This window comes from Croceibacterium segetis (genome assembly GCF_011320115.1).
Taxonomy (GTDB): domain Bacteria; phylum Pseudomonadota; class Alphaproteobacteria; order Sphingomonadales; family Sphingomonadaceae; genus Croceibacterium_B; species Croceibacterium_B segetis.
The window spans coordinates 26038-49328 of the sequence record NZ_JAANOZ010000010.1 but is presented as its reverse complement, the minus strand read 5'-3'; the positions used below and the strand labels follow the sequence as shown (position 1 = coordinate 49328).

24 protein-coding genes are annotated in these 23291 nt (G+C 66.6%); 14 read left to right on the top strand and 10 right to left on the bottom strand.

Features of this window, described 5'->3' with window-relative positions; all coding sequences use genetic code 11:
• Positions 1–99: 99 nt before the first annotated feature.
• On the top strand, positions 100–582 hold the full coding sequence (locus G7B69_RS12090; protein ID WP_166179606.1) for a DUF3237 family protein: 483 nt from the start codon (positions 100–102) through the stop codon (positions 580–582).
• A gap of 3 nt (positions 583–585) precedes the next feature.
• On the opposite strand, the gene G7B69_RS12085 is transcribed toward G7B69_RS12090, so the two are convergent.
• The 4 genes from G7B69_RS12085 to G7B69_RS12070 form a co-directional block, all read right to left on the bottom strand.
• On the bottom strand, positions 586–1530 hold the full coding sequence (locus tag G7B69_RS12085; RefSeq protein ID WP_243415153.1) for a DUF8021 domain-containing protein: 945 nt from the start codon (positions 1528–1530) through the stop codon (positions 586–588).
• The gene (locus tag G7B69_RS12080; protein ID WP_166179604.1) at positions 1527–1979 is read right to left on the bottom strand and encodes a DUF3237 family protein; all 453 of its coding nucleotides are present in this window, start codon (positions 1977–1979) and stop codon (positions 1527–1529) included. Before G7B69_RS12080 ends, G7B69_RS12085 begins: the two co-directional genes overlap by 4 nt.
• Positions 1979–2509: a DUF3237 domain-containing protein gene (locus tag G7B69_RS12075; protein WP_166179602.1), complete on the bottom strand. Its 531-nt coding sequence runs from the start codon at positions 2507–2509 to the stop codon at positions 1979–1981. The genes G7B69_RS12080 and G7B69_RS12075 overlap by 1 nt, the downstream gene beginning before the upstream one ends.
• A gap of 89 nt (positions 2510–2598) precedes the next feature.
• Positions 2599–4077: a carotenoid oxygenase family protein gene (locus tag G7B69_RS12070; protein WP_166179600.1), complete on the bottom strand. Its 1479-nt coding sequence runs from the start codon at positions 4075–4077 to the stop codon at positions 2599–2601.
• A 108-nt stretch (positions 4078–4185) separates the two neighbouring features.
• Here G7B69_RS12070 and G7B69_RS12065 point away from each other — a divergent pair, with 108 nt between their 5' ends.
• Complete coding sequence (locus tag G7B69_RS12065; RefSeq protein WP_166179598.1) at positions 4186–5487, top strand: MFS transporter; 1302 nt, start codon at positions 4186–4188, stop codon at positions 5485–5487.
• Here the strand turns inward: G7B69_RS12065 and G7B69_RS12060 are convergent.
• Positions 5476–7047: a GMC family oxidoreductase gene (locus tag G7B69_RS12060; RefSeq protein ID WP_166179596.1), complete on the bottom strand. Its 1572-nt coding sequence runs from the start codon at positions 7045–7047 to the stop codon at positions 5476–5478. The two genes, G7B69_RS12065 and G7B69_RS12060, sit on opposite strands and share 12 nt — an antisense overlap.
• A 73-nt stretch (positions 7048–7120) precedes the next feature.
• Here G7B69_RS12060 and G7B69_RS12055 point away from each other — a divergent pair, with 73 nt between their 5' ends.
• Together G7B69_RS12055 and G7B69_RS12050 are read left to right on the top strand one after the other, a co-directional pair.
• A complete protein-coding gene (locus tag G7B69_RS12055) occupies positions 7121–7591 on the top strand; it encodes a DUF3237 family protein (RefSeq protein WP_166179594.1) in 471 nt (156 codons plus the stop codon).
• 2 nt (positions 7592–7593) lie between these two features.
• On the top strand, positions 7594–8109 hold the full coding sequence (locus G7B69_RS12050; protein ID WP_166179592.1) for a nuclear transport factor 2 family protein: 516 nt from the start codon (positions 7594–7596) through the stop codon (positions 8107–8109).
• Here the strand turns inward: G7B69_RS12050 and G7B69_RS12045 are convergent.
• Entirely contained in the window at positions 8106–8894 is a 789-nt protein-coding gene (locus G7B69_RS12045; protein ID WP_166179590.1) for an SDR family oxidoreductase, read from the bottom strand. The two genes, G7B69_RS12050 and G7B69_RS12045, sit on opposite strands and share 4 nt — an antisense overlap.
• Before the next feature lie 174 nt (positions 8895–9068).
• Here G7B69_RS12045 and G7B69_RS12040 point away from each other — a divergent pair, with 174 nt between their 5' ends.
• Both G7B69_RS12040 and G7B69_RS12035 read left to right on the top strand, forming a co-directional pair.
• Positions 9069–9530 (top strand): NUDIX hydrolase, encoded by a 462-nt coding sequence (locus tag G7B69_RS12040; RefSeq protein WP_166179588.1) that lies wholly within the window; start codon positions 9069–9071, stop codon positions 9528–9530.
• A gap of 58 nt (positions 9531–9588) precedes the next feature.
• Complete coding sequence (locus G7B69_RS12035) at positions 9589–10815, top strand: Rieske 2Fe-2S domain-containing protein (RefSeq protein WP_166179586.1); 1227 nt, start codon at positions 9589–9591, stop codon at positions 10813–10815.
• Positions 10816–10819: 4 nt separating this feature from the next.
• Here the strand turns inward: G7B69_RS12035 and G7B69_RS12030 are convergent, their stop codons facing one another.
• Entirely contained in the window at positions 10820–11671 is an 852-nt protein-coding gene (locus G7B69_RS12030) for a formate/nitrite transporter family protein (protein WP_166179584.1), read from the bottom strand.
• A 127-nt stretch (positions 11672–11798) separates the two neighbouring features.
• Between G7B69_RS12030 and G7B69_RS12025 the strand changes: the two genes are divergently transcribed.
• The 7 genes from G7B69_RS12025 (at position 11799) to G7B69_RS11995 (ending at position 19640) form a co-directional block, all read left to right on the top strand.
• A complete protein-coding gene (locus tag G7B69_RS12025) occupies positions 11799–13865 on the top strand; it encodes a chemotaxis protein CheA (protein WP_166179582.1) in 2067 nt (688 codons plus the stop codon).
• A gap of 1 nt (position 13866) precedes the next feature.
• The gene (locus G7B69_RS12020; RefSeq protein ID WP_166179580.1) at positions 13867–14301 is read left to right on the top strand and encodes a chemotaxis protein CheW; all 435 of its coding nucleotides are present in this window, start codon (positions 13867–13869) and stop codon (positions 14299–14301) included.
• 55 nt (positions 14302–14356) lie between these two features.
• Positions 14357–14722: a response regulator gene (locus G7B69_RS12015; RefSeq protein WP_166179723.1), complete on the top strand. Its 366-nt coding sequence runs from the start codon at positions 14357–14359 to the stop codon at positions 14720–14722.
• Positions 14723–14731: 9 nt separating this feature from the next.
• Complete coding sequence (gene cheB, locus G7B69_RS12010) at positions 14732–15832, top strand: chemotaxis-specific protein-glutamate methyltransferase CheB (protein WP_243415152.1); 1101 nt, start codon at positions 14732–14734, stop codon at positions 15830–15832.
• Positions 15832–16683 (top strand): CheR family methyltransferase, encoded by an 852-nt coding sequence (locus G7B69_RS12005; RefSeq protein ID WP_166179578.1) that lies wholly within the window; start codon positions 15832–15834, stop codon positions 16681–16683. The genes cheB and G7B69_RS12005 overlap by 1 nt, the downstream gene beginning before the upstream one ends.
• Before the next feature lie 109 nt (positions 16684–16792).
• Complete coding sequence (locus G7B69_RS12000) at positions 16793–18316, top strand: putative bifunctional diguanylate cyclase/phosphodiesterase (protein WP_166179576.1); 1524 nt, start codon at positions 16793–16795, stop codon at positions 18314–18316.
• Positions 18294–19640: a methyl-accepting chemotaxis protein gene (locus tag G7B69_RS11995; protein WP_166179574.1), complete on the top strand. Its 1347-nt coding sequence runs from the start codon at positions 18294–18296 to the stop codon at positions 19638–19640. The genes G7B69_RS12000 and G7B69_RS11995 overlap by 23 nt, the downstream gene beginning before the upstream one ends.
• Positions 19641–19986: 346 nt before the next feature.
• Here the strand turns inward: G7B69_RS11995 and G7B69_RS11990 are convergent, their stop codons facing one another.
• The 3 genes from G7B69_RS11990 to G7B69_RS11980 all read right to left on the bottom strand — a co-directional run bounded on the left by G7B69_RS11990 (position 19987) and on the right by G7B69_RS11980 (position 21790).
• Positions 19987–20376 carry a hypothetical protein gene (locus G7B69_RS11990; protein WP_166179572.1) on the bottom strand — a complete coding sequence of 130 codons (390 nt, stop codon included), beginning with the start codon at positions 20374–20376 and terminating at the stop codon, positions 19987–19989.
• A gap of 118 nt (positions 20377–20494) precedes the next feature.
• Positions 20495–20977 (bottom strand): GFA family protein, encoded by a 483-nt coding sequence (locus G7B69_RS11985; protein WP_166179570.1) that lies wholly within the window; start codon positions 20975–20977, stop codon positions 20495–20497.
• A gap of 258 nt (positions 20978–21235) precedes the next feature.
• Positions 21236–21790, bottom strand: a complete 555-nt coding sequence (locus G7B69_RS11980; protein ID WP_166179568.1) for a nuclear transport factor 2 family protein — start codon at positions 21788–21790, stop codon at positions 21236–21238.
• 77 nt (positions 21791–21867) lie between these two features.
• Here G7B69_RS11980 and G7B69_RS11975 point away from each other — a divergent pair, with 77 nt between their 5' ends.
• Positions 21868–23271, top strand: a complete 1404-nt coding sequence (locus G7B69_RS11975; RefSeq protein WP_166179566.1) for a carotenoid oxygenase family protein — start codon at positions 21868–21870, stop codon at positions 23269–23271.
• The last annotated feature ends 20 nt before the right edge of the window (positions 23272–23291 follow it).

The following is a 23291-nucleotide window of genomic DNA, read 5'->3' as shown; positions in this document are numbered from 1 at the left end:
GCCGCGTCCATCGCCAACAATCTTGCCCCGAGACCATTGCCGGCGAACGCGCGGCGATTGCGTTGACTTGACGACAAATTCGCCGTCTATGCCTGCGCGATGGCCGATCCGCACCCTTTCGCCCCGCGCTTCGAACACGCCTTTACGATCTCGATCGACCTGTCCAAGCCTTATTGGGTGGAGCCCTCCGTGCGCGGCGAAACCCGGGCGGCGATCTACGCCGCGAGCGGCACGGTGGAAGGGCCCCGGCTCAACGGAAGGGTGATCCCCATGTCGGGCGGCGACTTCCCGCTCCAGCGCCCCGACGGCGTGATCGATTTCGACGCGCGCTACTTGCTCGAAGCCAGCGACGGCGCAATCATATACTTGGAAAACCGCGGCTATCGCTGGGCGCGCGGCGAGAAAGTCGGCGCTGCCATGCGCCGCAACGAAGCGGCCGACTTTTCCGACTACTACATGCGCGTGACCCCGAAGTTCGACGCCCCCGCCGGGCCGCACGAATGGCTGTCCCGGCATGTCTTCGTGGGGGTGGCCGAGAAACTGCCGGGAGCCAATCGGATCCACTACTTCGTGGTGGTGTGACGATCAGCGCCCCCGCGGCGTCCACGGCGACACCGTGTAGTACGGCGCCTGGTAAAATGTCGCGACCACGGCGGCGATGCAGCCGTCGGTGACCTTGAAGCTTTCGAGCAAGCCCCAGCTCTGCGGTTCCTGGAAAACCGACTTGGCCTTGGTCCCGTCGGTGAGGTTGTATTCGTCGAGCACGCCTTTGTGATCGATGAACCCGCGCGCCATCACCACCTGGCGCTCTTGGTCGACAAGCACGATCTCGCGCCGCACGCGGTCGTTGAAGGCGTAGCGACCGGATTCGAAGCCGCCCTTGATGTCGCTGAACAGCATGCCGTTCTCGCGGCGGGTGGCGTCGGGGTGAAAGCAGGTACCGCGGATTTCGCCGTTGTTGTGCTGCAGCGTATCGAAATAGCCGTCGGCGTGACCCATCAGCGCTTCGCGCGACGCGCGCTTTTCCTTCGGCACTACCTGGTCGACGATCGGGGGTAGGGCATAGCCTTCGATGTCCCCGATCGGCGTCGGCGGGCTGCTGAGATTGCGCTTGGTCGAAATGATCTGTTCGACCTCGGTGATCTTGCGGCCCTCGACTCTTAGGCGGACCGCCAGGAAGCCGGGGACTTCGCGCTGCTTGATCGCGGTGTAGATGCCAATGTCACCGGTCTGAGGATCTGACAGCGTCAGCGTCGGGCCGACTTCCTCGGTCACGGTGTCCCAGGTTCCGTCGGGGAAAGGCATCTCGATGTTGTTTTCGCTGAAGCGAACCTTTGCCGCGAAGGGCGCCCTGGCTGGATCGTGCGCCAAATAGGCGGCGCGGTAGCTGTCGCCGATTTGCTCGAGGCATGCCTTGTCGCAGGGCTTCACGCGGCTGTCTCCCGATGCGCCGGTGAGCAGGAACGCGGCGGCGGCCACGGTGATCTTGGCGGCCGCAGCGAAACTCGAGCTCGTCCTCCTTCCGTTCATAGGACCTCGAAGTAGCGAATCGTGACGCGATCCTTGCCGCCCGGTTCGGCCATCCCGAGGAACAGCAGTCCGAGCACCCAGTCGTGCTTGCCCCGCACGTCGGCGTCCACCCAACTGGTTACGCGGTAATAGCCGTCCTGCCGGGAATAGCCGATGTTGCGGATGTAGATCCATTCGCCGCCCTCGTCGCGGACCAGGACATGCTCGTTGACGTCGGTCACGCCGTCACTGCGGACCAGCGAATACTCGCCCGCGCCTTGCGGGTAGACCGTGGCTTCGATCTTGCCGGAGACCGCACCGCCCGTGATCTTGCGGAAAAGGCGCCCGCCGTGCGGGGTTCGTTCGAGGTGGCGGGGGCCGTATTCGAGCGTCAGGGTGAACGCGGGTTCGAAGCCGATCGGTGCGACGAGGTCGGGCGAACGGTCGCCGGGAATTGCCATCTCGGCCATCAGAGCACCTCGTAATAGGTGAAGATCGTCCGGTCGGGATCGGTTCGGCGCAGCCCGTGGCCGAAGAACAGCGTGCGGTTCATCCAGTCATGCGGGCTGTTGCTCGGCGCGTCGAAGAAGGGCGAGGTGCGCATGCGCAGCGGGACCGCCGAATCCGGCGGGGCGATGAAGTCCTGGCTGAAGCGATCGCCGGGCGCGGGCTGCGCTACGTGCCGCTCGACGCCGGTCGCCGGATCCCACCCCACGCGGCGCATGTAGGCGCGGTTGTTGATGTAGATGTAATGCCCGTCGGCCGCCTCGAACATGTAATGCGCGTCGAGCGGCCCCCCGCCGCCGCCGAAGTCGGCTCCGCCATAGGGGACCACCCTGCCCTGCAGGCGCGGGCCCCAGATGTCGCCCCCGACCGCCGGCACGAAGGTGCGGCGATAGGGGGATTCTATGGCCACGCGTTCCTTGAAGAAGACGCTGACCGAAAACGCCCAGCGATAGCGCACGCCGGCCATTTCCTTGATCGGGGATGCCTCGCTCATTCCGTTTCCCTTTTTCGCGCTCGATGGCGTGGCGGTTGCCGCCAGCGCGCCGGCCGCAGTCATGCCCGCGAGGACTTCCCGGCGATCGATCATGCAGGACCTTCCGCCAGTGGTGTGAGTTGCTCCGCGTCGTACCAGCAACCGTGGACTTGCGCCGCGGCGCGAAACGGCAGGTGCAACCGCGCCAGTTCGCCTTCACCGAGGCGCTGAGCATCGGCGATGACCAACTCGGTGCGCATCTCGACGAGATTGGAGACGGTGCCGATCAAATAGCCGTCGCCTTCTTCGCTGCTGCCGCGCCGAGGCACGAAACTGCATTCCTGCAGCGTGTGGGTGTCACCAACGAACAGGCGGTCGATCGCGCCTGTGTGCAGGTCGAACCGCCCGTAAGTATTGGTGATCCGCGCCCGCGGCATTCCGGTTCGCGCCTCGTCGAAGGGTCGCGCCGCGTCGGCGAAATTGGTGAAGGCATAGCGCTGCGGCAGAGTAGTGTAGCGCGAGTCGACCTTGCCGAGATCGCCGATCGGGTTGGGAAAGAGAATTTCTTCGTCCCAGCTTTCACCGGGTTTGCCGAGGTCGAAGGTCAGCCTTCGGACGTAGGCGACGGCCTTGGTCGGATCCCACGGCGAGCCGTCGACGTTGGGGAAGAAGGGGAAGAAGTTCGATTCATAGAACGGCGCGTGGAGGACCACCTTGTCGCCTTCGCTGTAGGCGTTGAACACGTGCATCATGCAGCGTTCCGGCCCCTTGAACCAGCGGATGTCGGACCCGTCCCCGTCGCGGCGCATCACCCCGATCATGCTCGGCAATTGCCGGTTCCACGCCCAGTGGACCTTGCCCGCCTCCAGCCGCTCCATGCTCGTCGTGTAGCAGGCGAAGGGGAAGATGAGGTGGTCCTGGGTGACCGCGAAATCGTGGATCATCGAGACATAGGGCACCTTCAGGCGAACCTCGCGGGCGACCTGGCCGTGCCCGTCGATGAAATAGACGAACAAGTCGTCGCTCGCGAGGCCCGTCGCCTCGTAACCGAAGGCGATCATCTCTCCTGAAGTGGGGTCGACCTTGGGATGCGCGGTGAACGTCTCGCTCTTGTAGTCGCCGCCGAAATCCCACTGTCCGATCGTGTCCAGCGTATCGGGATCGATCTCGATCGGCAGCGCGTCCTCCTTTAGCGTGAACAGCTTTCCCGCATGGACCAGCGGAGCGGTGTTGGAGACCGTGCCGTTCAACCCGCGGACTGCGGCCTCGCAGGTGAATGGGTTGCGGTAATAGCCGAACTGCTGGCGCCCGGCGGCGAGGTTGGCCTCGAACCGGGGCGTGCGGACGAACCGGCCTTTGTACGCAACGCGACCGTCCTTGAAGCGGAAGCGGCTGATGTAGCCGTCGGAATGGAGCGGCGCGTCGTCGGGGAACTTCGGCGGGTAGAACCACTCGCCGCCGACGCGGACGAAGTCGCCGTCCATGTCCGCGGGAATCGTCCCCTCGACCTCGCAATCGAGCAAGTCGGCGTCGAAGCGTTGCGGCGCGAGGAAGCCTTGCGGCTGGGGCCTGGAAAAGCGGGCGACCATTCGACGCCCATCGTCACACGCGGCAGGGGGCCGGGCAAGACCCTTTGCGTCGGCACTATCGTGGCTGCGCGGGACCGCATAGACGGGGGTGATCGAGGGGGACGAGCATTGGCAGGACCGGACGAGGGCGACGAGGGGCTCAGGCGGCGGGTCGAGCGCAAGCTGATCGTCTGGCTGATCGTGCCGATCGCCCTGATTACCTTCGTCAACTCGATCGACCGGGTCAACATCAGCTACGCCGGCAGCGCAATGTCGGCCGATCTCGGTCTTTCGCCGAGCCAGTTCGGCCAGGGGGTGAGCGCGTTCTTCATCGCCTACCTGCTGTTCCAGTATCCGCACGTGCGGCTGCTGAGGGCCTGGGGGATCAAGTCATGGATCTTCGTGTCCATGCTCCTGTGGGCGGCCTCCGGGTTGCTGATGGCGCGGATCGCCAGCGCCAACGAGTTCTACGCCGCGCGCTTCCTGCTCGGCATGGCCGAAGCGGGCTTCGCACCCGGAATGACCTGGCTGATCTCGCAATGGGCGCCGCCCTCGATGCGCGCCCGGGCGCTCGCTGGGGCGCTGGTCGCAGTGCCCTTGTCGATGGTGCTCGGCGGGCCGCTGTGCGGCTGGCTGCTCGGCATCGCCAATCCCTTGGGAGTGGCGCCGTGGCGCTACATGTTCCTGCTGCTCGCCGTGCCCAATGCGATCATCGCGGTGGCCGCGGCCCTGTACATGGTCGACCGGCCGGACAAGGCGCGCTGGCTCTCGCGCGAGGAAGCGCACTGGATCGAGCGAGAGTTTGCCAACAGCGCGGCACCCGCCACCACCAGCGCGGCACCGAACCTGCGGATCCTGCGCGATCCCTGGCTGTGGCGCTGCTCGGTGGCCTGGCTGCTAGTCATGACCGGTTCCTACGCGCTGGTGTTCTGGTTGCCCCAGCTCGTGCGCCAATTGGCGCTCGGCGGCAGCGAGCTCGCCATCGGCACACTCAGCGCCTTGCCTCTGTTGGGATTGGCCGTGGGGCTGGTCGCCAACGGGCGGCGCTCCGACCGCAAACGCGAGCGGCTCCTGCACACCGGCCTGCCCTGCGCCGCCGCGGGTCTCGCCATGCTGGCCGCGGCCTTGCTCCCGCCGGGCTGGCCGGTTCTTGCGCTGCTTTGCGTGGCGGGATTGGGCATCGGCGCCGCGCAAGGCGTGTTCTGGGCAGTGCCCGCCAGCGTGCGGCTCGGCGGCGACAGCGTGCCGGTCGGCGCCATCGCATTGATCAGCATGTTCGGCACGGCGGGCGGGGTGATCGGGCCATGGCTGACCGGGGTGCTGGTCGCCGGCCGCGGGGGGTTTCCGCTGGCGATCGGGTTGCTCGCCTCGCTGTTGATACTGGCGCTGCCGGTCATCGCCCTGGCTCCCGGCCGACGCTCAGCGAACTAGCTTCGCCGCCTTTTCGGCGATCATCACCGTCGGCGCATGGGTGTTGCCGCGAATGACGCTGGGCATGACCGAAGCGTCTGCCACCCGCAGCCGTTCGACCCCGACCACCCGCAACGCGTCGTCGACCACCCTGCCCATCGCGCATGTGCCGGTCGGGTGCCCTGCGCTGATCAAGGACGCCCGCAGCCAGGCGTCGATCTCGTCCTCGCTCTGCGCCTGCAGGCCGGGCGCCAGCTCTGTCTCGACCAGACCGCTCGCCGGGGAGGTGGCGAAGAACCGGCGGATGAAGCGAAAGCCGCGGCGAAGACGCTCGCGGTCGCCCTCGGCGCTCATGAAGTTGAACTGCACTCGCGGCAAAGCCAGCGGATCGGCCGAAACCAGCGTAACGTCGCCGCGGCTCTCGGGATTGAGCAGGATCGCGCCGCAGGAAAACATCGGCGTAGGGGCCTTGCGCCAGCCGGGAAACCAGACCCGCGCGTCGTAGCCGCTATGGACGATCTGGAACTGCAGGTCGGGCCGCTCCTGATCGTCGCCCGAGCGCACGAAGCCCTGGATCGACATCGGGCTTTGGCTCAGCGGGCCGCGCCCGGTCAGTTGCCAGCGCACGAAGTTGAGCGCCAGCCGGTCGAGGCGAATGTCGCGGTTGAAGCCGATCGGCACTGCCGACTTCCAGATGCTCATCGCGATCGGGTGGTCCTGCAGGTTCTGTCCCACCCCCGAAAGGTCGACCAGCGGTTCGATCCCGGCAGACTTGAGCGATGCGGCGGGACCAATCCCCGACAGCATCAGCAGGTGCGGGCTGTTGAGCGCGCCGGCGCACAGGATCGTTTCGCCTCGGCAACCCAGCCTGCGCCCGTCCGCCAGCTCGACGCCGGTCGCGCGGCGATCCTCGATAACGACGCGGCGAACAGTGGCGTTGGCCACGACCGAGAGGTTCGCCCTTCCGGCGACCGGGTCGATGAACGCCCGCACGCTGCTCGCCCGGCGGCCCGCGCGGATCGTGCAGTCGGGCATGCCGAAACCTTCGGGCTGGGGGACGTTGAAGTCCTGACAGTCGGGGTACCCGAGCGCGTGCGCCGTTTCGAGAAACGCCGGATACAGCATCGGGTCGGGCCGCATCGGCGAAACGTCCATTTCGCCGCTGCCGCCATGAACCTCGCTCGCCCCGCGCCAGTTCGCTTCGGAACGCTTGAACAGCGGCAGGACGTCTTCGTAGCCCCAGCCCTCATGGCCGGCGTCGCGCCACGCATCGTAATCGGCGGCCGCCCCACGGATATACATCGTGCCGTTGATCGAGGACGAGCCGCCCAGGACCTTGCCGCGCGGGATCGGCTGGGTTCGCCCGTCGAGGTTGGGATCGGGTTCGCTTTCGTAGCCCCAGCCGAACCGAGGCGAGGCGGCTGCCTGCATCCAGGTCAGCGGCATGTCGATCAGCGGATGGCGGCATTCGCCGCCCGCCTCGACCAGCGCCACCCGCATGGCCGGATCAGCGCTGAGACGATTGGCGAGAACGCATCCGGCGCTGCCGGCGCCGACAATGATATAGTCGAACTCTTCCACCTTGCCCGTCGTCCCGTTAGGAGTCGCCGCCTGTCTAGCGCATGTGACCAGCGGCGCTACAAGGAGGATCGGCTTGCAGACACCGTCGCTCGAACTGGCGTTTCGCGCGCGCCTCGATTTCGGCGAGGGGCCGCGGCTGCGGTTCGAGCCCGCTGCCAAGGCCTTCACCCGCGGATTCGTCGCCGTCGTCGGCGGTGAGATCAGCGGCCCGCGCTTGTCCGGCCGGGTGGTCCCCTTCTCGGGCGGCGACTGGCCGCGCATCTGGGCCAGCGGGCTGATCGAATTCGAAGCTCATTATATGCTCGAAGCCGACGACGGCACGCCGATCTACATCCACAACCGCGGCATCGCCTGGTCCGATCCCCAGGTAGTTGCCAGGATCGAAGCTGGCGAGAGCGTCGATCCCGCCGCGACCTACTGTCGCATCACGCCCACCTTCGAGGTGCCGCCCGGCCCCCATGACTGGCTCAATCGGACCGTCTTCGTCGGCGTGGCCGAGCGCCAGGGCGCTTCCACCGCGTTCGACTATTACGCGGTGACCTGATCGTGACCCCAACCCTCACCGCCGATGATCGCTTGGCCATTCGCGACACCATCGCCCGCTATGTCTGGGCGCTCGATACTGGTGACGTCGATGGCTTCGTGGCCTGCTTCTGCCGCGACGGCGTGCTGGTGTGGGATGCGTTCGAAAAACCGGAGCGATGGCAGGGCGCGAAGGCCCTCCGTCACTTCGCCGAATTCTTCCGCAGCCTGCCGTCGTCGGCCGGGCGCCAGCACCATGTGAGCAACACGCTGATAGAGCCCTGCGCAGAAGGCGCGCGCAGCCGGTCTTATGTGGCGGTCGCCTTGCGCCAGGGGGACGGGCCGCACCTGCTCAACGTAATGGGCTATTACGAAGACCTGTTCCGCCGCGAGGAGGGCCACTGGCGCCTCGCCGAGCGGCTGATCCGCGACTGGTCCGGGCCGGTCTTGCGCGGGATCGCCGGCCAGACCGGAGAACGTGTCGCCCGGCCCAAGCCGGCGCCGCTGGACGGCCTGACTTACACGCCCGATGCGGGCTAGAACGTCGAAGTCGTCGCCCCGCCGTCGATAACCAGGCTCTGGCCGGTGATATAATTGGCGAACTCGCTGCAGAACATCGCGGTGATGGCGCCGACGTCGTCGGCATCGCCGAACCGCCCGCTGGCGATGCGCCAATCCTTGACGAATTCGGCGACCTCGTCGTCGTAGGTGATGCCCTTGGCCTTGGCGCGGGCCGTGAACAGCTCTTCGACGGTCGCCGTATGGTGCATTCCGGGCAGGAGATTGTTGATGACCACGTTGTGCGGAGCGACGATCTTCGACACGGCCACCGTGTAGTTGACCAGCGCCGCCCGGGTGCTGCCTGAAAGCGCACGGATCTCGCCGGGATACTTGGCCGCCACGGTGGCGATGTTGACGACGCGGCCCCACTTGCGCTCGACCATTCCGTCGAGCACGCGGCGCATGAATTCAATCGGCGAGAGCAGTGAAATGTCGATCGCCTCGCGCCACTGCCGGTCGGTGATCGCCCGGTAGTCGGGCGTCATCGGCGGCGGCGCGCAGGTGCCGACGAGGATGTCGGGCTCCGGACAGGCGGCGAGGATCCGTTCGCGGCCTTCGGCGCTGCTGTGGTCGGCGCATATGGGCGTGACCTTCGCCCCCGTTTCGGCGGCGATCTCGGCGCACGCCTTGACCAGGCGATCCTCACGCCGGGCGGAGACGAAGACCTCGACCCCCTCGCGTGCCAAAGCCAGCGCGGCACTTCGGCCCATGCCCGCGCTGCCTCCATTGACGATCGCCCTGCGGCCTCTGATGCCCAAATCCATCGCGCCCCTCTCCACGTATGCTCGGTGGTTTCCAATCGCGGGTTGGCGTGAACCGTCGCCGCATTTATGGCCAGTCTTATGGCTTTCGCATCAACTCCAGGCGCTTCCTCAAATAAGCAAGCCGAATTGGCATATTCCATCTCCGTCATTTGCTTCGACTAGATCGCCGGTCGGATGGTCGCTCGCAGTGCCGGAATGCTTCTCTACAGGCTGGCGCCCGAGATCGAAGTGTTGCTCGTCCATCCGGGCGGGCCATACTGGCGGCGCAAGGATCGCGGGGCCTGGCAGATTCCCAAAGGTGCCATCCATCCCGGCGAGCAACACGATGTCGCCGCCCGGCGCGAGCTGGCGGAGGAGATCGGGCTCGAGCTCGCGGAGGAGCTCGTCCCTCTGGGCGAAATTCGCCAGGCGGGCGGCAAGTACGTGACCGCCTTCGCGGTAGAGCACGATTTCGACCCGGCCACGCTTGCCAGCAATGCGTTCGAGCTCGAATGGCCGCCGAAGAGCGGCAAGATGGCCGCCTTTCCGGAGGTCGACGCCGCGCGATGGATGAACATTCCCGAAGCGCGCCAGATGATGCTCGAAAGCCAGCACCCGCTGCTCGATCGCCTGCTTGAGGCGCTCGGCAAAACCTAATCGTTGATTTTGTCCGCTCGCTGTCCGAGACTGCCCGACAGGGAAAGAGGAGCCGCCGATGGCCAGCGTGATAGACCCCACCGCACCGACCCAGCAATCGGTCCCGCAAGGCACCGCTTACGGCCGTTCCGCGCAGCACCCTGAGGCGGCGCTGACCCAGGTCGGAGCGGGCACGCCGATGGGTGAGCTGATGCGCCGTTACTGGCAGCCCGTACTCGCCAGCCGCAATGTCACAACGCGCCCGCGCGAGGTGCGCATTCTCGGCGAGGACCTGATCGTGTTCCGCGACGGCGAGGGGCGGCCCGGGCTGCTCTACCCGCGCTGCATGCACCGCGGCACCAGCCTGCTGTGGGGCCATGTCGAGCCCGACGGACTGCGCTGCTGCTATCACGGCTGGAAGTTCGACGTCGAAGGCAACTGCATCGAGCAGCCGTGCGAGCCGAACCCTTACCTCTGCCGTTCCGAGCATCGCCAGCCGTGGTATCCGGTGCGCGAGCGCTACGGCCTGGTCTGGGCTTACATGGGCCCGCCCGAGAAGATGCCGGTGCTGCCGCGCTTCGATTCGATGGAGCCTCTGGAGGACGGCGAAGACTACCTCGCCTTCGACAATTCGCTCGGCTCGCACGGCGACATCAATGGCCCGGAGGTCGTGCCCTACAGCTGGCTGCACATGAACGACAACGTGATGGACCCATTCCACGTGCAGGTGCTGCACACGACCTTCAGCGGCACCCAGTTCGTCCGCGAGTTCGCGGTCATGCCGACGGTCGAGTTCGAGGAGATCGACGGCGGCGTGGTCTACAAGGCGCACCGCGATCTCGAAGACGGTCGCCACGTCAACCGCGTCTCGACCTGGATCATGCCCAACGTGATGTGCGTGCCCGACGTGGCGATGCGCCCGGGCCGACCGAACGGGATCGGCTTCTCGGTGCCGGTCGACGACAGCCATAGCCGCATCCTGATGGCGATGCGCGCGGCCGTCACGCCCGACGGCCGCCGGCCGATGCGCGGGCTCGAGGCGGAGAACTTCAAGCCCTGGTCGCAGCGCACCCTCGAAGAGCGGCAGGACCAGCCGGGCGACTATGAAGCGCAGGCCGGCCAGGGCGCGATCTCGCTCCACAGCGAGGAGCACCTGGTGACCTCCGACAAAGGCATAGCCATGCAGCGCCGCGCCTTGCGCCGGGCGATGGAGACAGTAGCGGCAGGCGGTGACCCGCCCGGTGTCGCCTTCGACGACGGCGCCGCGACGATCCACTTGCCCTCGGGCAATTACTACAGCGGCTAGCAGCCTAGTCCTTGCCGCCTTCGGTCTGACCGTAGGCGAGAAAAGCGAACAGCCCGGTCCCGCCAATCACGTTGCCGGCGAGCACGGGCAGCAAGATTGTGGAGAATCCGCTCCACAAGCCCAGTTCGCCGTGCACGACGAGCAGAAAGACTTCGGCCGAGCCAACGATGACGTGCGCGAACGCGCCGGCGCCGATCAGCCACGCGAAGACCAGGATGGTGAAGAACTCGAAGCTTTTCGAGCTCGGCAGCATCCACACGATCGCGGCGATGTAAAAGCCTGCCGGAATGGCCTGGAAGAATCCGGACCAGCCGGCTTGCTCGAGTACCTTGCGCGAAACCTCGAGCATGGCGGCGGTGTTCTCCGGGCTCGTCGTTCCAAGCTTGAGCGAGATAAAGGCGGTCGCAAAGGTGCCGGCCAGGTTGGCTACGAACACCACCGCCCACAGGCGCGCCGCACGCCACAGCTTGTCGCCGGTCGGCTCGGCCAGCACCGGCAGGACTACACTGATGGTGTTCTCGGTGAACAGCTGCAGCCTGGCCAGGATCACCAGCACGAAGCCGAGCGCGTAGCCGCAAGCAGCGATTATTTCTTGCGCCGGATTGCCGGCGAATGCCCGGTAGAGCACCGCTTCCGCGAGGACCGACGTCGGCAACGCGATGCCGGCGGCAACGCCCGACCACCACAGGGCAACGACCGGCCGTTCGAGTTCGTCCTCGCCCTCCCCGCGGAGCGTTTCGAAGACGGTCACCGCCGACAGGCGTTGGCGTTCGCTGGCCTGCTCCATGTCCGGCTGGTCGGTTCCGCCGTCGATGCTGCCCCCTGGCTTCGCACTACCGTCTGGCTTATTCGACATCGTCCCGCGCTCTCCGCAACAAGGGCCTCACCCGAACAGGTTAGCGCGCCGCCGGTTCCATGTGCTTTCCGTAACTGCCGCTTAACCATCTGCAGGCATAAGGCACGGGCAAGAGGACCGAAGCCCGATGGAAGACCTGCTCGCCGAATTCATCGCCGAATCGCGCGACATGCTCGAAGCGCTGTCGGGCGAGATCGTCGCGTGGGAGGCCGATCCCGCCGATCGCGCGCGCCTCGATGCGATCTTCCGCTTCGTCCATACCGTCAAAGGCAATTGTGGCTTTTTCGAATTTCCGCGGCTCGAGGCTTTGAGCCATGCCGCCGAGGATGCCCTGGCCGACGTGCGCGCCGGACGCCGCCAGCCCGATCAGGCGCTGGTCAGCGCGGTCCTCGCCATTATCGACCGTATCGCCGAAATCGTCGCCGCGATCGGCGACGGGCGTGAACAGCCAGAGGCCGACGACGCGCCGCTGATCGCCGCGCTCGACGCCAACGCCGAGGAAAGCGCGCCCGCTCCCGCCGCCGCCGCCACCCGCGCCCAGCGCCGCCAGTCGGCGACCCCGCGGACCATCCGCCTGCCGGTCGAACTGCTCGACCGCGTGATGAGCGGCGTGTCCGACATGGCCGTGGCGCGCAACGACCTCGCCCGACGAATCGCGCAGCATGAGGGAGAAACCGGCCTCGACGCGCCGTTCAACCGACTCTCGGCGATCCTCGCCGATTTGCGTGAGGCAATCACCCGCATCCGCATGCAGCGGATCGAGACGCTGTTCTCCGGCTTTCCGCGGATGGTGCGCGACTTGTCGCACGAACTCGGCAAGCAGGTCATGGTGGAGATCGAGAGCGGCGACGTCGAGATCGACCGCGAGATGATCGAGGTCGTCCGCGATCCGCTCGTCCACCTCATCCGCAACGCCGTCGACCATGGTATCGAGACCCCTGCCGAGCGGCAGGCCGCCGGCAAGCGCGAGATCGGCATGCTGCAGATCTCGGCACGCCAGACCGGCAGCGAGATCCGCATCGGCATCGTCGACGACGGCAAGGGCATCGACGGCGACAAGCTGGTCGAGAAGGCCGTGGCCGCCGGCATCCTGACCGCCGAAGAGGCCAAGTTGCTCAGCATGCGCGAGCGCAACGCGCTGATCTGCGAGCCCGGTCTGAGCACCGCCAAGGAGGTCACCGCAGTTTCCGGCCGCGGCGTCGGCATGGACGTCGTGCGCGCCAATATCGAGAAGATCGGCGGCTCGCTGATGATCGACAGCACCCCGGGCTCGGGCACGCGAATGATGCTCAACGTTCCGCTGACGCTCAGCATCGTGCCGTCGCTGACCATCGGCGTCGGCGAGCGCACGTTCGCGATCCCGCGCAGCTACGTCGAAGAGATCGTCCGCGCCTCGAGCGAGGAGATGGACAGCGCCCAGATCGGCGGCCGCGAGTTCATCACCGTGCGCGGACAGCGCATCGCCTGCGTCGGGCTCGATGAAATCCTCGGCGTGGAATCGACCTGCCCGCGCGAAGCGCGCCTCTATGTCCTCATCCGGCTGGTTGGCGGCGACCTCTTCGGCCTCGCGGTCGATGCGATCCACAACCACGAAGAACTGGTGGTCAAACCGATCGCGCCGGTGCTGATGGCCTGCGGTTTCTACGTGGGCACGACCCAGCTCGATGACGGCAGCCCGGTGCCGATGCTCGACGTCTCCGGCGTCGCCCGCTCGGCCGGAATGATCCGCGAGGTCAAGGACCGCTCGCTGCGCCGCGAGCTGCGCCACGAACGCACCGAGGAGCGCGAGCTGGTGCCGGCGCTGATGTTCCGCGGCTTCGACGGCGCCGAGCGCGCGGTCGAGATGGACGCGGTGCGACGGATCGAAAAGCTTCCGGTTTCCGCCTTGCGCACCGCCAAGGATGGCACTGCGCAAGCCGTTATCGACGGCCGCATCGTCCCGCTCATTGGCCTCGGCGGATTCAAGCCGGAAGGCGAGGAGATCAACCTGTTCCGCGCCGGCGAGGATGGGGATGAGCGGGCTTATGCCTACGCCGAGATCGTCGATTTGTGCGAATTCGACCCGGCCGAAGTCGTCGTCGCCAAAGGCGAGACGGGTCAACGCCTGGCGCTGATCGGTGGACGCCCGGTCGAATTGTTCGACGCAGACGCGCTGCTGGCGGGCGCGGCGATCCTCGCGAATGCGGAGGCCTGAGATGGACCGTTCGCTTCTCCTCGTTTCGATCGCCGGCGAACGCGCCGCCTTCGCCTCCGAGATCATCCGCTCGGTCGTCGAGCTCGACGGCATAACCCCGGTGCCGCGCGCGCCGGAGCACATCGCCGGGCTGGCCGCGCTGCGCAGCCGGGCGATGACGGTGGTCGATTGCCGCCGCACCCTCGAGCTGCCCGAGGCTGAGGTGCCCGGTTCGCTCGCCGTAGTCGTGGAGATCGACGAGTTTCTCTACGCGTTGGTCGTCGACGCGGTCGAGGAAGTGGTCCCGTTCGACACCGAGCCGAGCGAAATTCGCGCCGATCTGCTGCCGGGCTGGGCCCGCGCGGCAATCGGCATGGTCGAGACGAGCGCCGGGCCGGCGCTGGTCGTCGACCCCGCAAAACTCATCGAAGGCCCTGCAAAAAGGAAGGCTGCGTAAGCCAATGTTTACCGTGAAGCGACTATCGGACACCGCCAACAAGGGGCCGAACGCCATGAAGAACTGCCTGATCGTCGACGACTCGCGGGTGATCCGCAAGGTGTCGCGGCACATCGTCGAGACGCTCGGCTTCGAAGTCGACGAAGCCGCGGACGGCCAGGAAGCGCTCGCCAAATGCGACGAGGCCATGCCCGACGTGATCCTGCTCGACTGGAACATGCCGGTGATGAGCGGGATCGAGTTCCTGACCAAGCTGCGCGACCGGCCCGACGGCCGCGTGCCCAAGGTCGTGTTCTGCACCACCGAGAACGACGTCGCCCACATCCGCGAGGCGATCGACGCCGGGGCGGACGAATATGTCATGAAGCCGTTCGACCACGATACGCTGCAGATCAAACTGCAGCTGGTCGGCGCCGCTTAGGAGGAGAGCTTGGGCTACTCTTCCCCGCTAGGCGCCCCCGGAGCGGGGCCGGCGCTTCAGCGCGGCCGCCAGATCCGGGTCATGGTGGTCGACGATTCGCTGATCGTCCGCGCCGCCTTCTCGCGCCTGGTCGACCAGGAGGCCGACCTCGAGCTGGCCGCCGCCGTCTCGACCGCCGAGGATGCCCTGACGCTGCTCGCCAGCGAGCGGGTCGACGTGATTCTGCTCGACCTCGAGATGCCCGGGATGGGCGGTCTCGGCGCCTTGCCGCAGATGATCGAGCGGGCCCGCGAAGCCAAGATCATGGTCGTGTCGAGCCTCACCGCCGACGGCGCCGAACATACCGTGGAAGCCCTCGCGCTCGGCGCGGCGGACACCCTTCAGAAGCCCGCTTCGGGCGGCTTCGACCGCGACTACAAGGACAAGCTGCTCGCCAAGATCCGCGCGCTCGGCCGGCGGCCGCTGCGCAAGGCGGTCAGCGCCGACGGCCCGGCGAACACGGCGACGCTGCGCAGTCCTTCGCGCGAACGCGCCAGGATCGTCGCCATCGGCGCATCGACCGGCGGCATCCATTCGATCGGCCAGCTGTTCGGCGCGCTGCCGATGGGGCTCGGCATCCCGATCCTGATCACACAGCACTTGCCGGTCTCGTTCATTCCCGCCTTCGCGCAGCAGTTGCGCGAACTGACCGGACGCGAGACTTTCGCGGCGGCCGAAGGCATGGCGCTGGTCCCCGACGGCATCCTGATTGCCCCCGGCGACGCTCACATCACCGTCGTGCGCAAGCCGAGCGGCGTGGCCGTCAAGCTCGAGCGGCGCCCGGCCCCGAGCGGCTGCATGCCCTCGGTCGACCCGATGTTCGCCTCGATCGCCGAAGTCTACGGCGGCGGCGGCCTCGGCGTGGTGCTGACCGGCATGGGCCGCGACGGCACGCTCGGCGCCGAGGAACTCGTCGAAGCGGGCGGGACCATCCTGGTGCAGAACGAAGCCACTTCCGCGGTCTGGGGCATGCCCGGTTCGGTCGCTCGAGCGGGGCTCGCCTCGGCGATCCTCCATCCGCTCGACATCGCCGGCCGCATCGCTTCCGCCGCGACCGGACGGAGCGCCTGATGGACCCTGATGACATCGCGATCGGCATCATCGCGGGACTGCTCGAAGCGCGCACCGGCCAGAAGCTGACCGAGGATCGCCGCTGGCGCATCGCCCCGGCGCTGGCCGGGCTGTTCCGCGACCGCGGCATCTCGAGCAACCAGGACCTCGTCGTGCTGCTCACCCAGCCCGACGAATCCTCGCTCGCGCAGGACGTCGTCGAAGCGCTGCTCAACAACGAGACCTACTTCTTCCGCGACCGGCAGATCTTCGATTACCTGGCCAGCGGCGTGCTTGCCGATCTCAGCGCCAAGCGTGCCGCCGAGCGCAAGCTGGCGATCTGGTGCGTCGGCTGCTCGACCGGGCAGGAGACGTTGTCGGTGGCGATGACCTTCCTCGAGCAGCAGGCCCGCTGGGACGGCTGGTCGATCGAGATCCTCGGCACCGACGTGTCGGCCTCGGCGGTCGATTTCGCCCGCACGGCGACCTACTCCAACTTCCAGATCCAGCGCGGGCTCGGCGTCGGCCAGATGCTCGGCTTCTTCACCGAGACGCCCGAAGGATGGCGGGCGCGCGACAACTTGCGGCAGATGGTCCGCTACGAGGTGCACAACGTTCTGCACCCGGCGCCCTACCCCGGGCAGTTCGACCTGATCCTGTGCCGCAACGTGCTCCTCTACTTCGATGGCCCGGTACGGGCGCGAGCCTTTGCCCGCCTCGCCGAGGCGCTCGCGCCGGACGGCAAGCTGCTGCTCGGCGGCGGCGAGACGGTGCTCGAGAAGGGCGCCTATTTCCGCCCCTCGGAGGAGCGCTTCGCACTTTACGAACCGCTGCCGGCGGGCGACCGCCCGATCCGCGCGCACGCCGCCTGAAACCGGCACCCAAGACGGTAAACGCCGACTTAAACCTTCCTTAAGTCCTCCCCCCGTATTGATGACGCCAAAGGGGGAGAGAGTGGCAAGCACGCTCCGCAGGGACCAAATGTCTGCCAGGGTGCTGGTATTCGCGCCGATCGTGGTCGTGACCGCGATCGTCGCCGCGGCCGTGCTGTACCTTTCCAGCCGCGGTCTGCTCACCACTCCCGCCAGCTATCGCGCGCTCGGCATCGGCCTGGCGCTGTACTGCGCGGCCGCGCTGCTCTTCGCCCGCATCGGTCTTTCGAGCATCGGACACCTCGAGTTGCTCGGCCTCACCGACAGCCTCAGCGGCCTGCCCAACCGCCGCGCGCTGCATCTCGACATCGTCAATCTCGCCGATGCCGACGACGAGGTCGCGCTGGCGTTGGTTGACCTCGACGGGTTCAAGTCGGTCAACGACCACTACGGCCACTTCGTCGGCGACAAGCTGATCAAGGAATGCGCCGCTCTGCTGCTCGACTTGTGCGGCCAGGAAGCGCGGGCCTATCGCCTCGGCGGCGACGAGTTCGCGCTGGTGGTGATCGGCCCGATCGCCGGCAACATCCTCGAAGGCCTGTGCCGCCGCCTGCTCGAGCGCCTGGCCAAGCCGATCGGCATCGAGGACCGGCAGATCAGCATCGGCGCCAGCATCGGCCTGTCGCGAGGCACGCGCGGCAACCGCGCCAGCTCGTCCGACCTGCTGCGCCAGTCCGACGTGGCGATGTACGCCTCGAAGACCGGCGGCAAGATGCGCTGCACCTGGTTCAATCCCGATTTCGACCGCAAGCGCGAACTCTCGCAGCAAGTCGAGGCCGACCTGCGCAACGCGATTCTCAACAACGAGTTCACCCTCAACTACCAGCCGCTGGTCGACGCCACGAGCGGCGAGATCGTCGCGGTCGAGGCGCTTATGCGCTGGGAACAGCCCGACGGCAGCTTCATCAGCCCGGCGGTGTTCATCCCGATCGCCGAGGAGACCGGCCTGATCAATCCGATCGGCCGCTGGGCGCTGCGCCAGGCGTGCACCGATGCGCTCGAGTGGGACGTGATCAAGCTTTCGGTCAACGTGTCTCCCGCCCAGTTGCGCAACCCCGACTTTCCGGTCCAGCTCGGCCATATCCTCGAGGAAACCGGCTTCCCGCCCGAGCGGCTCGAACTCGAGATCACCGAAACCTACCTCGTCGGCGACCCGGTCATTGCCGGCCGCGCGCTCGACGTGATCCGCGGCTTCGGCGTCGGCATCTCGCTCGACGATTTCGGCACCGGCTATGCCTCGATCGGCTTCCTCAGGAAGTTCCGCTTCGAGAAGCTCAAGCTCGACCGTTCGCTGATCGTCGAAGCGGCGGACGACGCCGGCAGCCGGGCGATGATGGTGTCTTCCATCGCCGTCGCCCGCGCCATGAACATGTTCGTGACCGCCGAGGGCGTCGAGACGCAAGCGCAGGCGACGCTCGCCCGCACCGCGGGCTGCGACACCATGCAGGGCTGGCTTTATTACAAGGCCATCCCTGCCGCCGAGATCACGCGTCAACTGAATATGAACCATTCCAACGCTAACAAGACGACCGATTCCGGAGACGATTACCATGGACATGTCGCACACGCCTGAGGTGCCCGAAGCCGACGAACTCGAGCGCGAGCGCGCCGAACGCCGGGTTGAACGCCGCGCGCCGACAAGGCGCGACATCGGCTATTTCGGCATCGGTTCGATCGCCCAGCGCATGCGCACGGTGGTGGCCGCACAGGCCTTCCTCGCCGCCGGCAACGGCCTTCTCGCCGCTGCCGCGCTGACCAGCATGGGGGCGGCGCCCCGCTGGGTCTTCGGCGTGCTGGCCGTGCTGACGCTCGGCGCCGCCGGTCTCGTGTGGTTCGCGCGGCAGTTCATCCAGCAGGACATCGTCCGCCCGCTGCAAAGCGCGGCGGCGAGCGCGGTCGAACTGGCCGACGGCCACCACGACGTCGACGTCGAAAACGCCGAGCGCCAGGACGAAATCGGCGACATCGCCCGCGCCCTGCTGACGATCAAGAAGGCGGCCTTCAAGTTCCAGAAGCTGCAGGCGCAGACCGAAACCGACCGCCAGGGCCACTTCGATACTTTGCGCAAGCTGACCGAAGGCTTCGAGAAGAACGTCAGCGAGATCGTCGGCAGCGTCGCCAGCGCGTCGAGCGAGCTGCAGGCCACCGCCACCGCGATGGCCGCCTGCGCCGAGCAATCGGCCAACCAGTCCTCGCGCGTCTCGATGTCGCTCTCCGAGGCAACCGCCGGCGTCACCGCCGCGGCCGCCGCGAGCGACGAGTTCGCGATGTCGATCGGCGAGATCAGCCGCCAGGCCTCGACCAGCGCCGAGCTCGCCCGCAAGGCGAGCAACGCCGCGGTCGCCGCGGATTCGACGATTTCCGAGCTGGCGGATTCGGCCAGCCAGGTCGGCGACATCGTCGAGATGATCTCGACCATCGCCCAGCGCACCAACCTGCTCGCTCTCAATGCCTCGATCGAGGCGGCGCGCGGCGGCGAAGCCGGCCGCGGCTTCGCGGTCGTCGCCACCGAGGTCAAGGAACTGGCGACGCAGACCGGCAAGGCGACCGAGCAAGTCGCCGGGCAGATCCGCGCGATGCAGGAAACCACCGGCGCCAGCGTGGACGCGCTGCGCAAGATCGCCGAGCAGATCAAGCAGCTCGAAACGACCGCGGTGTCGATCGCCGCGGCGGTCGACCAGCAATCGGTCGCCGGCCAGGATCTCGCCCGCTCGATCGACCTCGCCGCGCGCAGCGCCGAGGAAGTGACCAGCAACCTCGACCAGGTCCGCGACACCTCGCTCGCCACCGGCAGCGCGGCAACCCAGGTGCTGACCAGCTCGACCGAGCTCGAACGCCAGGCCGCGGCCCTCAAGACCCAGGCCGACGACTTCCTCCAGCACGTGCGGGCGGCCTGACGCGCACGCCCAGCGAACCCCTCCCCCTCGGGGATGGGGTTTTCCGGGTGACACTTTACGGACCCTGTCACCCTGGCGTCGCCCGCGAAGCCGCGGAAATCCGCGCTTTTTGGTCAGGCGACAGGGTGACACTTCTCCAATACGATTCGCCCGATTCACCTGCGAGCACGCGACGTCTTTTCGCTGGATGGTGGATTCGCCCATCCCCAGCATAAGCCACAAACCGGGGTTTGTAGGACAGCGCTTTCTTCGCGCGCCAAAGCTTTGATGGATTCGGTCCGCCTCATCCATCGGCCGCCGGCGCGGTTGCCGGCGGCACCCTGGTTTCGCCGCGAACCCGCGACGCTCAGCCGGCGTCGATGCTCCGCAACTCCGCGACGCAGTCCTTCATCACCAGGCGCGCGGTTTGGGCGCCCTCCGGCGTGGCGAACTCGGCGTCGGACTTTGCCTGCATCTTCTTGAGTTGGGCATCGCTCACCTTTGCCTCGAGCACGAACCCGAAGAAGCGATTCTCGAGTGAGCGCAACCGATCCATGTCCGCGTCGAGCGCGGTCACCGTTCTGGCAGCCTGGGCATCGTTGGCGAGGCTGTCGCGCGTCTTCTGCCGCGATTGCAGCATCGCCTCGGCAGCCGATCCGCAGCGAACCCACGCTTGCGGTGTGCGCGCCTGCGGCGGCTCTTCGGCGAACCCTTGCGAGATCGGCGCGGACGCGCAAGCGACCGCCGCCATCGGCACGACCAAGCATCTTTGAAACTGCATCTTGCCCCCGTCGACTACCTTTCGGCTTTGAATAACCGCAATCGATGCGAACGGGAAAGCCGTCTGCGCAGTCCGAGACGCGGCTTTTCCGCAGCTAGTCCTCGAACCGCCCCTCGCTTTCCCGGTTGTGCGCGTAATGGTGCGCGAGCGGGAACGGCGGCAGCCAGGCTTCGCGGCGCACGGTCCATAGCTCATAAGTCGGGGTGAACCGGTCGGGCGCGTCGAAGGCGCCGAGGGCGACCTCGATCTCGTCGCCGCTGCGCCCGAACACCGTCGAGCCGCAGCGCGGGCAGAAATGCCGCCCGGCGAACTCGCGCGTCTCGCCCACGACCGTCACCGCGTCCTGCGGGAACATCGCCAGCGCCTGGAACAGCGAGCCGCTGTTCTTGCGGCAATCGAGGCAATGGCAAAGGCCGACACGATAAGGCTCGCCCGTCGCCATCAACCGAACCTCGCCGCATAGGCAACTGGCAGTGTTTTGGGTCACGAGTGGCTGCCTTCGATTGCGGGACGAGCCCACCCCCGGCCCCTCCCGCAAGAGGACAGGGCCATGTCTACTTACCTTTAGCCTCGACATCGCGAGTAAAGTTAATTGCAAAGACGGCCATGGCGCTAGTAATAAAAATAAATAATCCGCCGCTTACATAACCTCGTTCCACTCCGATGAGGTTGAGAATTTCCCGACTGAAGAAGTTTAACATACTCAGAACAAGGAATATGACCATTCTAACGTACCACATAGTTTTTCCCCGACAGAATGTCGAAACGTGTTCTAATCCATGTCCAATCGAAATATATAGCTCTTGGGACACAAGACTAATCGCCGTCACGCTCCCTACCACTCATCTGCCGTCGCCTCGTCGAACGGGCGCGTGTCCGCCGGCGGGCTCTTGTACGGCGGTCTCATCGGCAGCGTCCGTTCGCCCTTCCACGGCACCTGGTCGACCGCGGTCCAGGCGTTGACCACCAGCCGCAGGAACCTCCACCGCCCGCCCCGCTTCACCAGCCGGTCGTCCCGCGTGCCGATGCCGAAAACGAAGTTGGTCTGGTAGTCGGCGTTCCACTGCAGGATCTGGAAGAAGCAGCGCACGCGGGCGCCTTCGGGGCGCGGGTCCATGATGAAGTGGTTCATCAGGTGCTGGCGTCCGTACCACCAGTGTTGTCTGTCGTACCACAGCTTGCGCAGGTTCTCGCGGATCGCGGCGTGGCCCTTGACCTTGCCCTGCCACAGGTGGTCGAACTCGCCGTCCTCGGCGAACGTGTTCACCGCCAGCTCCTCGTCGGCGAGGTCGATGCCCCAGCAATAGCGCGCATAGAGCTCCTCGATCTCGGCGCGGTCCTGCGCCGGCATGATCTCCGGCACGCCATCGGGCCACGGATTGTCGGACATTCTTGCTCTCCCTCAATGCGCTCTTGCCAAGCCGCCGTATCGCGGTTCTATTTTGACCATAACAAACGGAGGCGAGGATGCCCGAGATTTTTCTCCCTTACGACAGCTTCGGCCTGCAGAAGCGGCAGACGATGCGCTTCGAGGCCGATGTCTACGAATGCGAGGTCGAGGGCGAGATCCCGGCGGAGCTCGAAGGGGCCTATTTCCGCACCGGCGGCGACCGGCAGTATCCGAGCCTCGAGAACGACATCATCCTCAACGGCGACGGCCTGGTATCGATGTTCCGCTTCGAGGGCGGCCATGTCAGCTTCCGCAGCCGCTACGTCCAGACGGAGCGGCTGAAGCGCGAGCGCGAGGCGCGGCGGCGGCTCTATGGCCACTACCGCAACAAGTACACCGACGACCCGAGCGTCGATAACCTCCCCGAGCGCGACAACACCGGCAACACCAACGCCTTCAACCACCACGGGCGGCTGTTCATGCTGCGCGAGGATTCGCACCCCTACTCGGTCGATCCCGAGACGCTCGACACGATCGAGGTCGCGCGGTTCGGCAACCTCGGCTCGACCGCGCTGACGGCGCACCCGAAGATCGACCCGAAAACCGGCGAATGGTGGAGCTACGGCGTGTTCGCCAAGGGCGAGCCGACCACCGACGCTTCGCTCCACGTGTTCGACAAGTCGGGCGCGCTGATCCGCGAGGAGTGGTTCTACACCCCCTACCCCGGCGTGAGCCACGACTGGGGCGTGACCCGCGAGCACCTGGTGTTCCCGATCATGCCGCTGACGGCCGACGACAAGCGGCTGCGCGCGGGCGGCCAGTACTACCAGTACGACCCCGACCTGCCGAGCATGTGGGGCGTGATGCCGCGCAATGGCAGCGTCGCGGAGATGCGCTGGTTCAAGATCCCGGGCATCGTGATGGGCCACGTGATGAACGCCTACACCGAGGGCTCGAAGGTCATCGTCGACACGCCGGTGAGCCCCGGCAACTGCTTCTGCTTCTTCAAGGACAAGCACGGCAACCTGCCGAGCCTGCCCGAAACCATCACCCAGCTGACGCGGATCACCTTCGACCTCTCCAAGCCCGACGCCGAAGCGGTGACGTTGGAGCCGGTCCAGGGCGCCTACGGCGACATGCCCAAGATCGACGACCGTTATGCGATGGAGAAGTACCGCGTCGGCTACCTCGCCTTCCGCGATTACCCGCGCATGGGCGTGGCGCAGATCGACTGGGACACGCGCGAGATGCGGTTCCACGACATCGATGGCGGCGCGGCGCAGGAACCGCTGTTCGTGCCCCGCAGCGCGAATTCGCCCGAGGGCGACGGTTTCATCCTCACCGCGGTCGACCGCTTCGCCGAAAAGCGCACCGACCTGCTGGTGCTCGACGGCAACGACGTCAGCCGCCCGGCGCTCGCCACCGTCAAGCTGCCTTTCGCGCTGCCGATGGCGTTCCACGGGAGCTGGATGCCCGCCTGAGCCCGTTCAGGTTGAATTCC

Coding starts and splice junctions, on each gene's coding strand:
- G7B69_RS12090 (WP_166179606.1), top strand. CDS start 100: ATGGCCGATCCGCACCCTTTCGCCCCGCGCTTCGAACACGCCTTTACG.
- G7B69_RS12085 (WP_243415153.1), bottom strand. CDS start 1,530: ATGAACGGAAGGAGGACGAGCTCGAGTTTCGCTGCGGCCGCCAAGATC.
- G7B69_RS12080 (WP_166179604.1), bottom strand. CDS start 1,979: ATGGCCGAGATGGCAATTCCCGGCGACCGTTCGCCCGACCTCGTCGCA.
- G7B69_RS12075 (WP_166179602.1), bottom strand. CDS start 2,509: ATGAGCGAGGCATCCCCGATCAAGGAAATGGCCGGCGTGCGCTATCGC.
- G7B69_RS12070 (WP_166179600.1), bottom strand. CDS start 4,077: ATGGTCGCCCGCTTTTCCAGGCCCCAGCCGCAAGGCTTCCTCGCGCCG.
- G7B69_RS12045 (WP_166179590.1), bottom strand. CDS start 8,894: ATGGATTTGGGCATCAGAGGCCGCAGGGCGATCGTCAATGGAGGCAGC.
- G7B69_RS12040 (WP_166179588.1), top strand. CDS start 9,069: ATGGTCGCTCGCAGTGCCGGAATGCTTCTCTACAGGCTGGCGCCCGAG.
- G7B69_RS12035 (WP_166179586.1), top strand. CDS start 9,589: ATGGCCAGCGTGATAGACCCCACCGCACCGACCCAGCAATCGGTCCCG.
- G7B69_RS12030 (WP_166179584.1), bottom strand. CDS start 11,671: ATGTCGAATAAGCCAGACGGTAGTGCGAAGCCAGGGGGCAGCATCGAC.
- G7B69_RS12025 (WP_166179582.1), top strand. CDS start 11,799: ATGGAAGACCTGCTCGCCGAATTCATCGCCGAATCGCGCGACATGCTC.
- G7B69_RS12020 (WP_166179580.1), top strand. CDS start 13,867: ATGGACCGTTCGCTTCTCCTCGTTTCGATCGCCGGCGAACGCGCCGCC.
- G7B69_RS12015 (WP_166179723.1), top strand. CDS start 14,357: ATGAAGAACTGCCTGATCGTCGACGACTCGCGGGTGATCCGCAAGGTG.
- G7B69_RS12005 (WP_166179578.1), top strand. CDS start 15,832: ATGGACCCTGATGACATCGCGATCGGCATCATCGCGGGACTGCTCGAA.
- G7B69_RS12000 (WP_166179576.1), top strand. CDS start 16,793: ATGTCTGCCAGGGTGCTGGTATTCGCGCCGATCGTGGTCGTGACCGCG.
- G7B69_RS11995 (WP_166179574.1), top strand. CDS start 18,294: ATGGACATGTCGCACACGCCTGAGGTGCCCGAAGCCGACGAACTCGAG.
- G7B69_RS11985 (WP_166179570.1), bottom strand. CDS start 20,977: ATGTCGAGGCTAAAGGTAAGTAGACATGGCCCTGTCCTCTTGCGGGAG.
- G7B69_RS11980 (WP_166179568.1), bottom strand. CDS start 21,790: ATGTCCGACAATCCGTGGCCCGATGGCGTGCCGGAGATCATGCCGGCG.
- G7B69_RS11975 (WP_166179566.1), top strand. CDS start 21,868: ATGCCCGAGATTTTTCTCCCTTACGACAGCTTCGGCCTGCAGAAGCGG.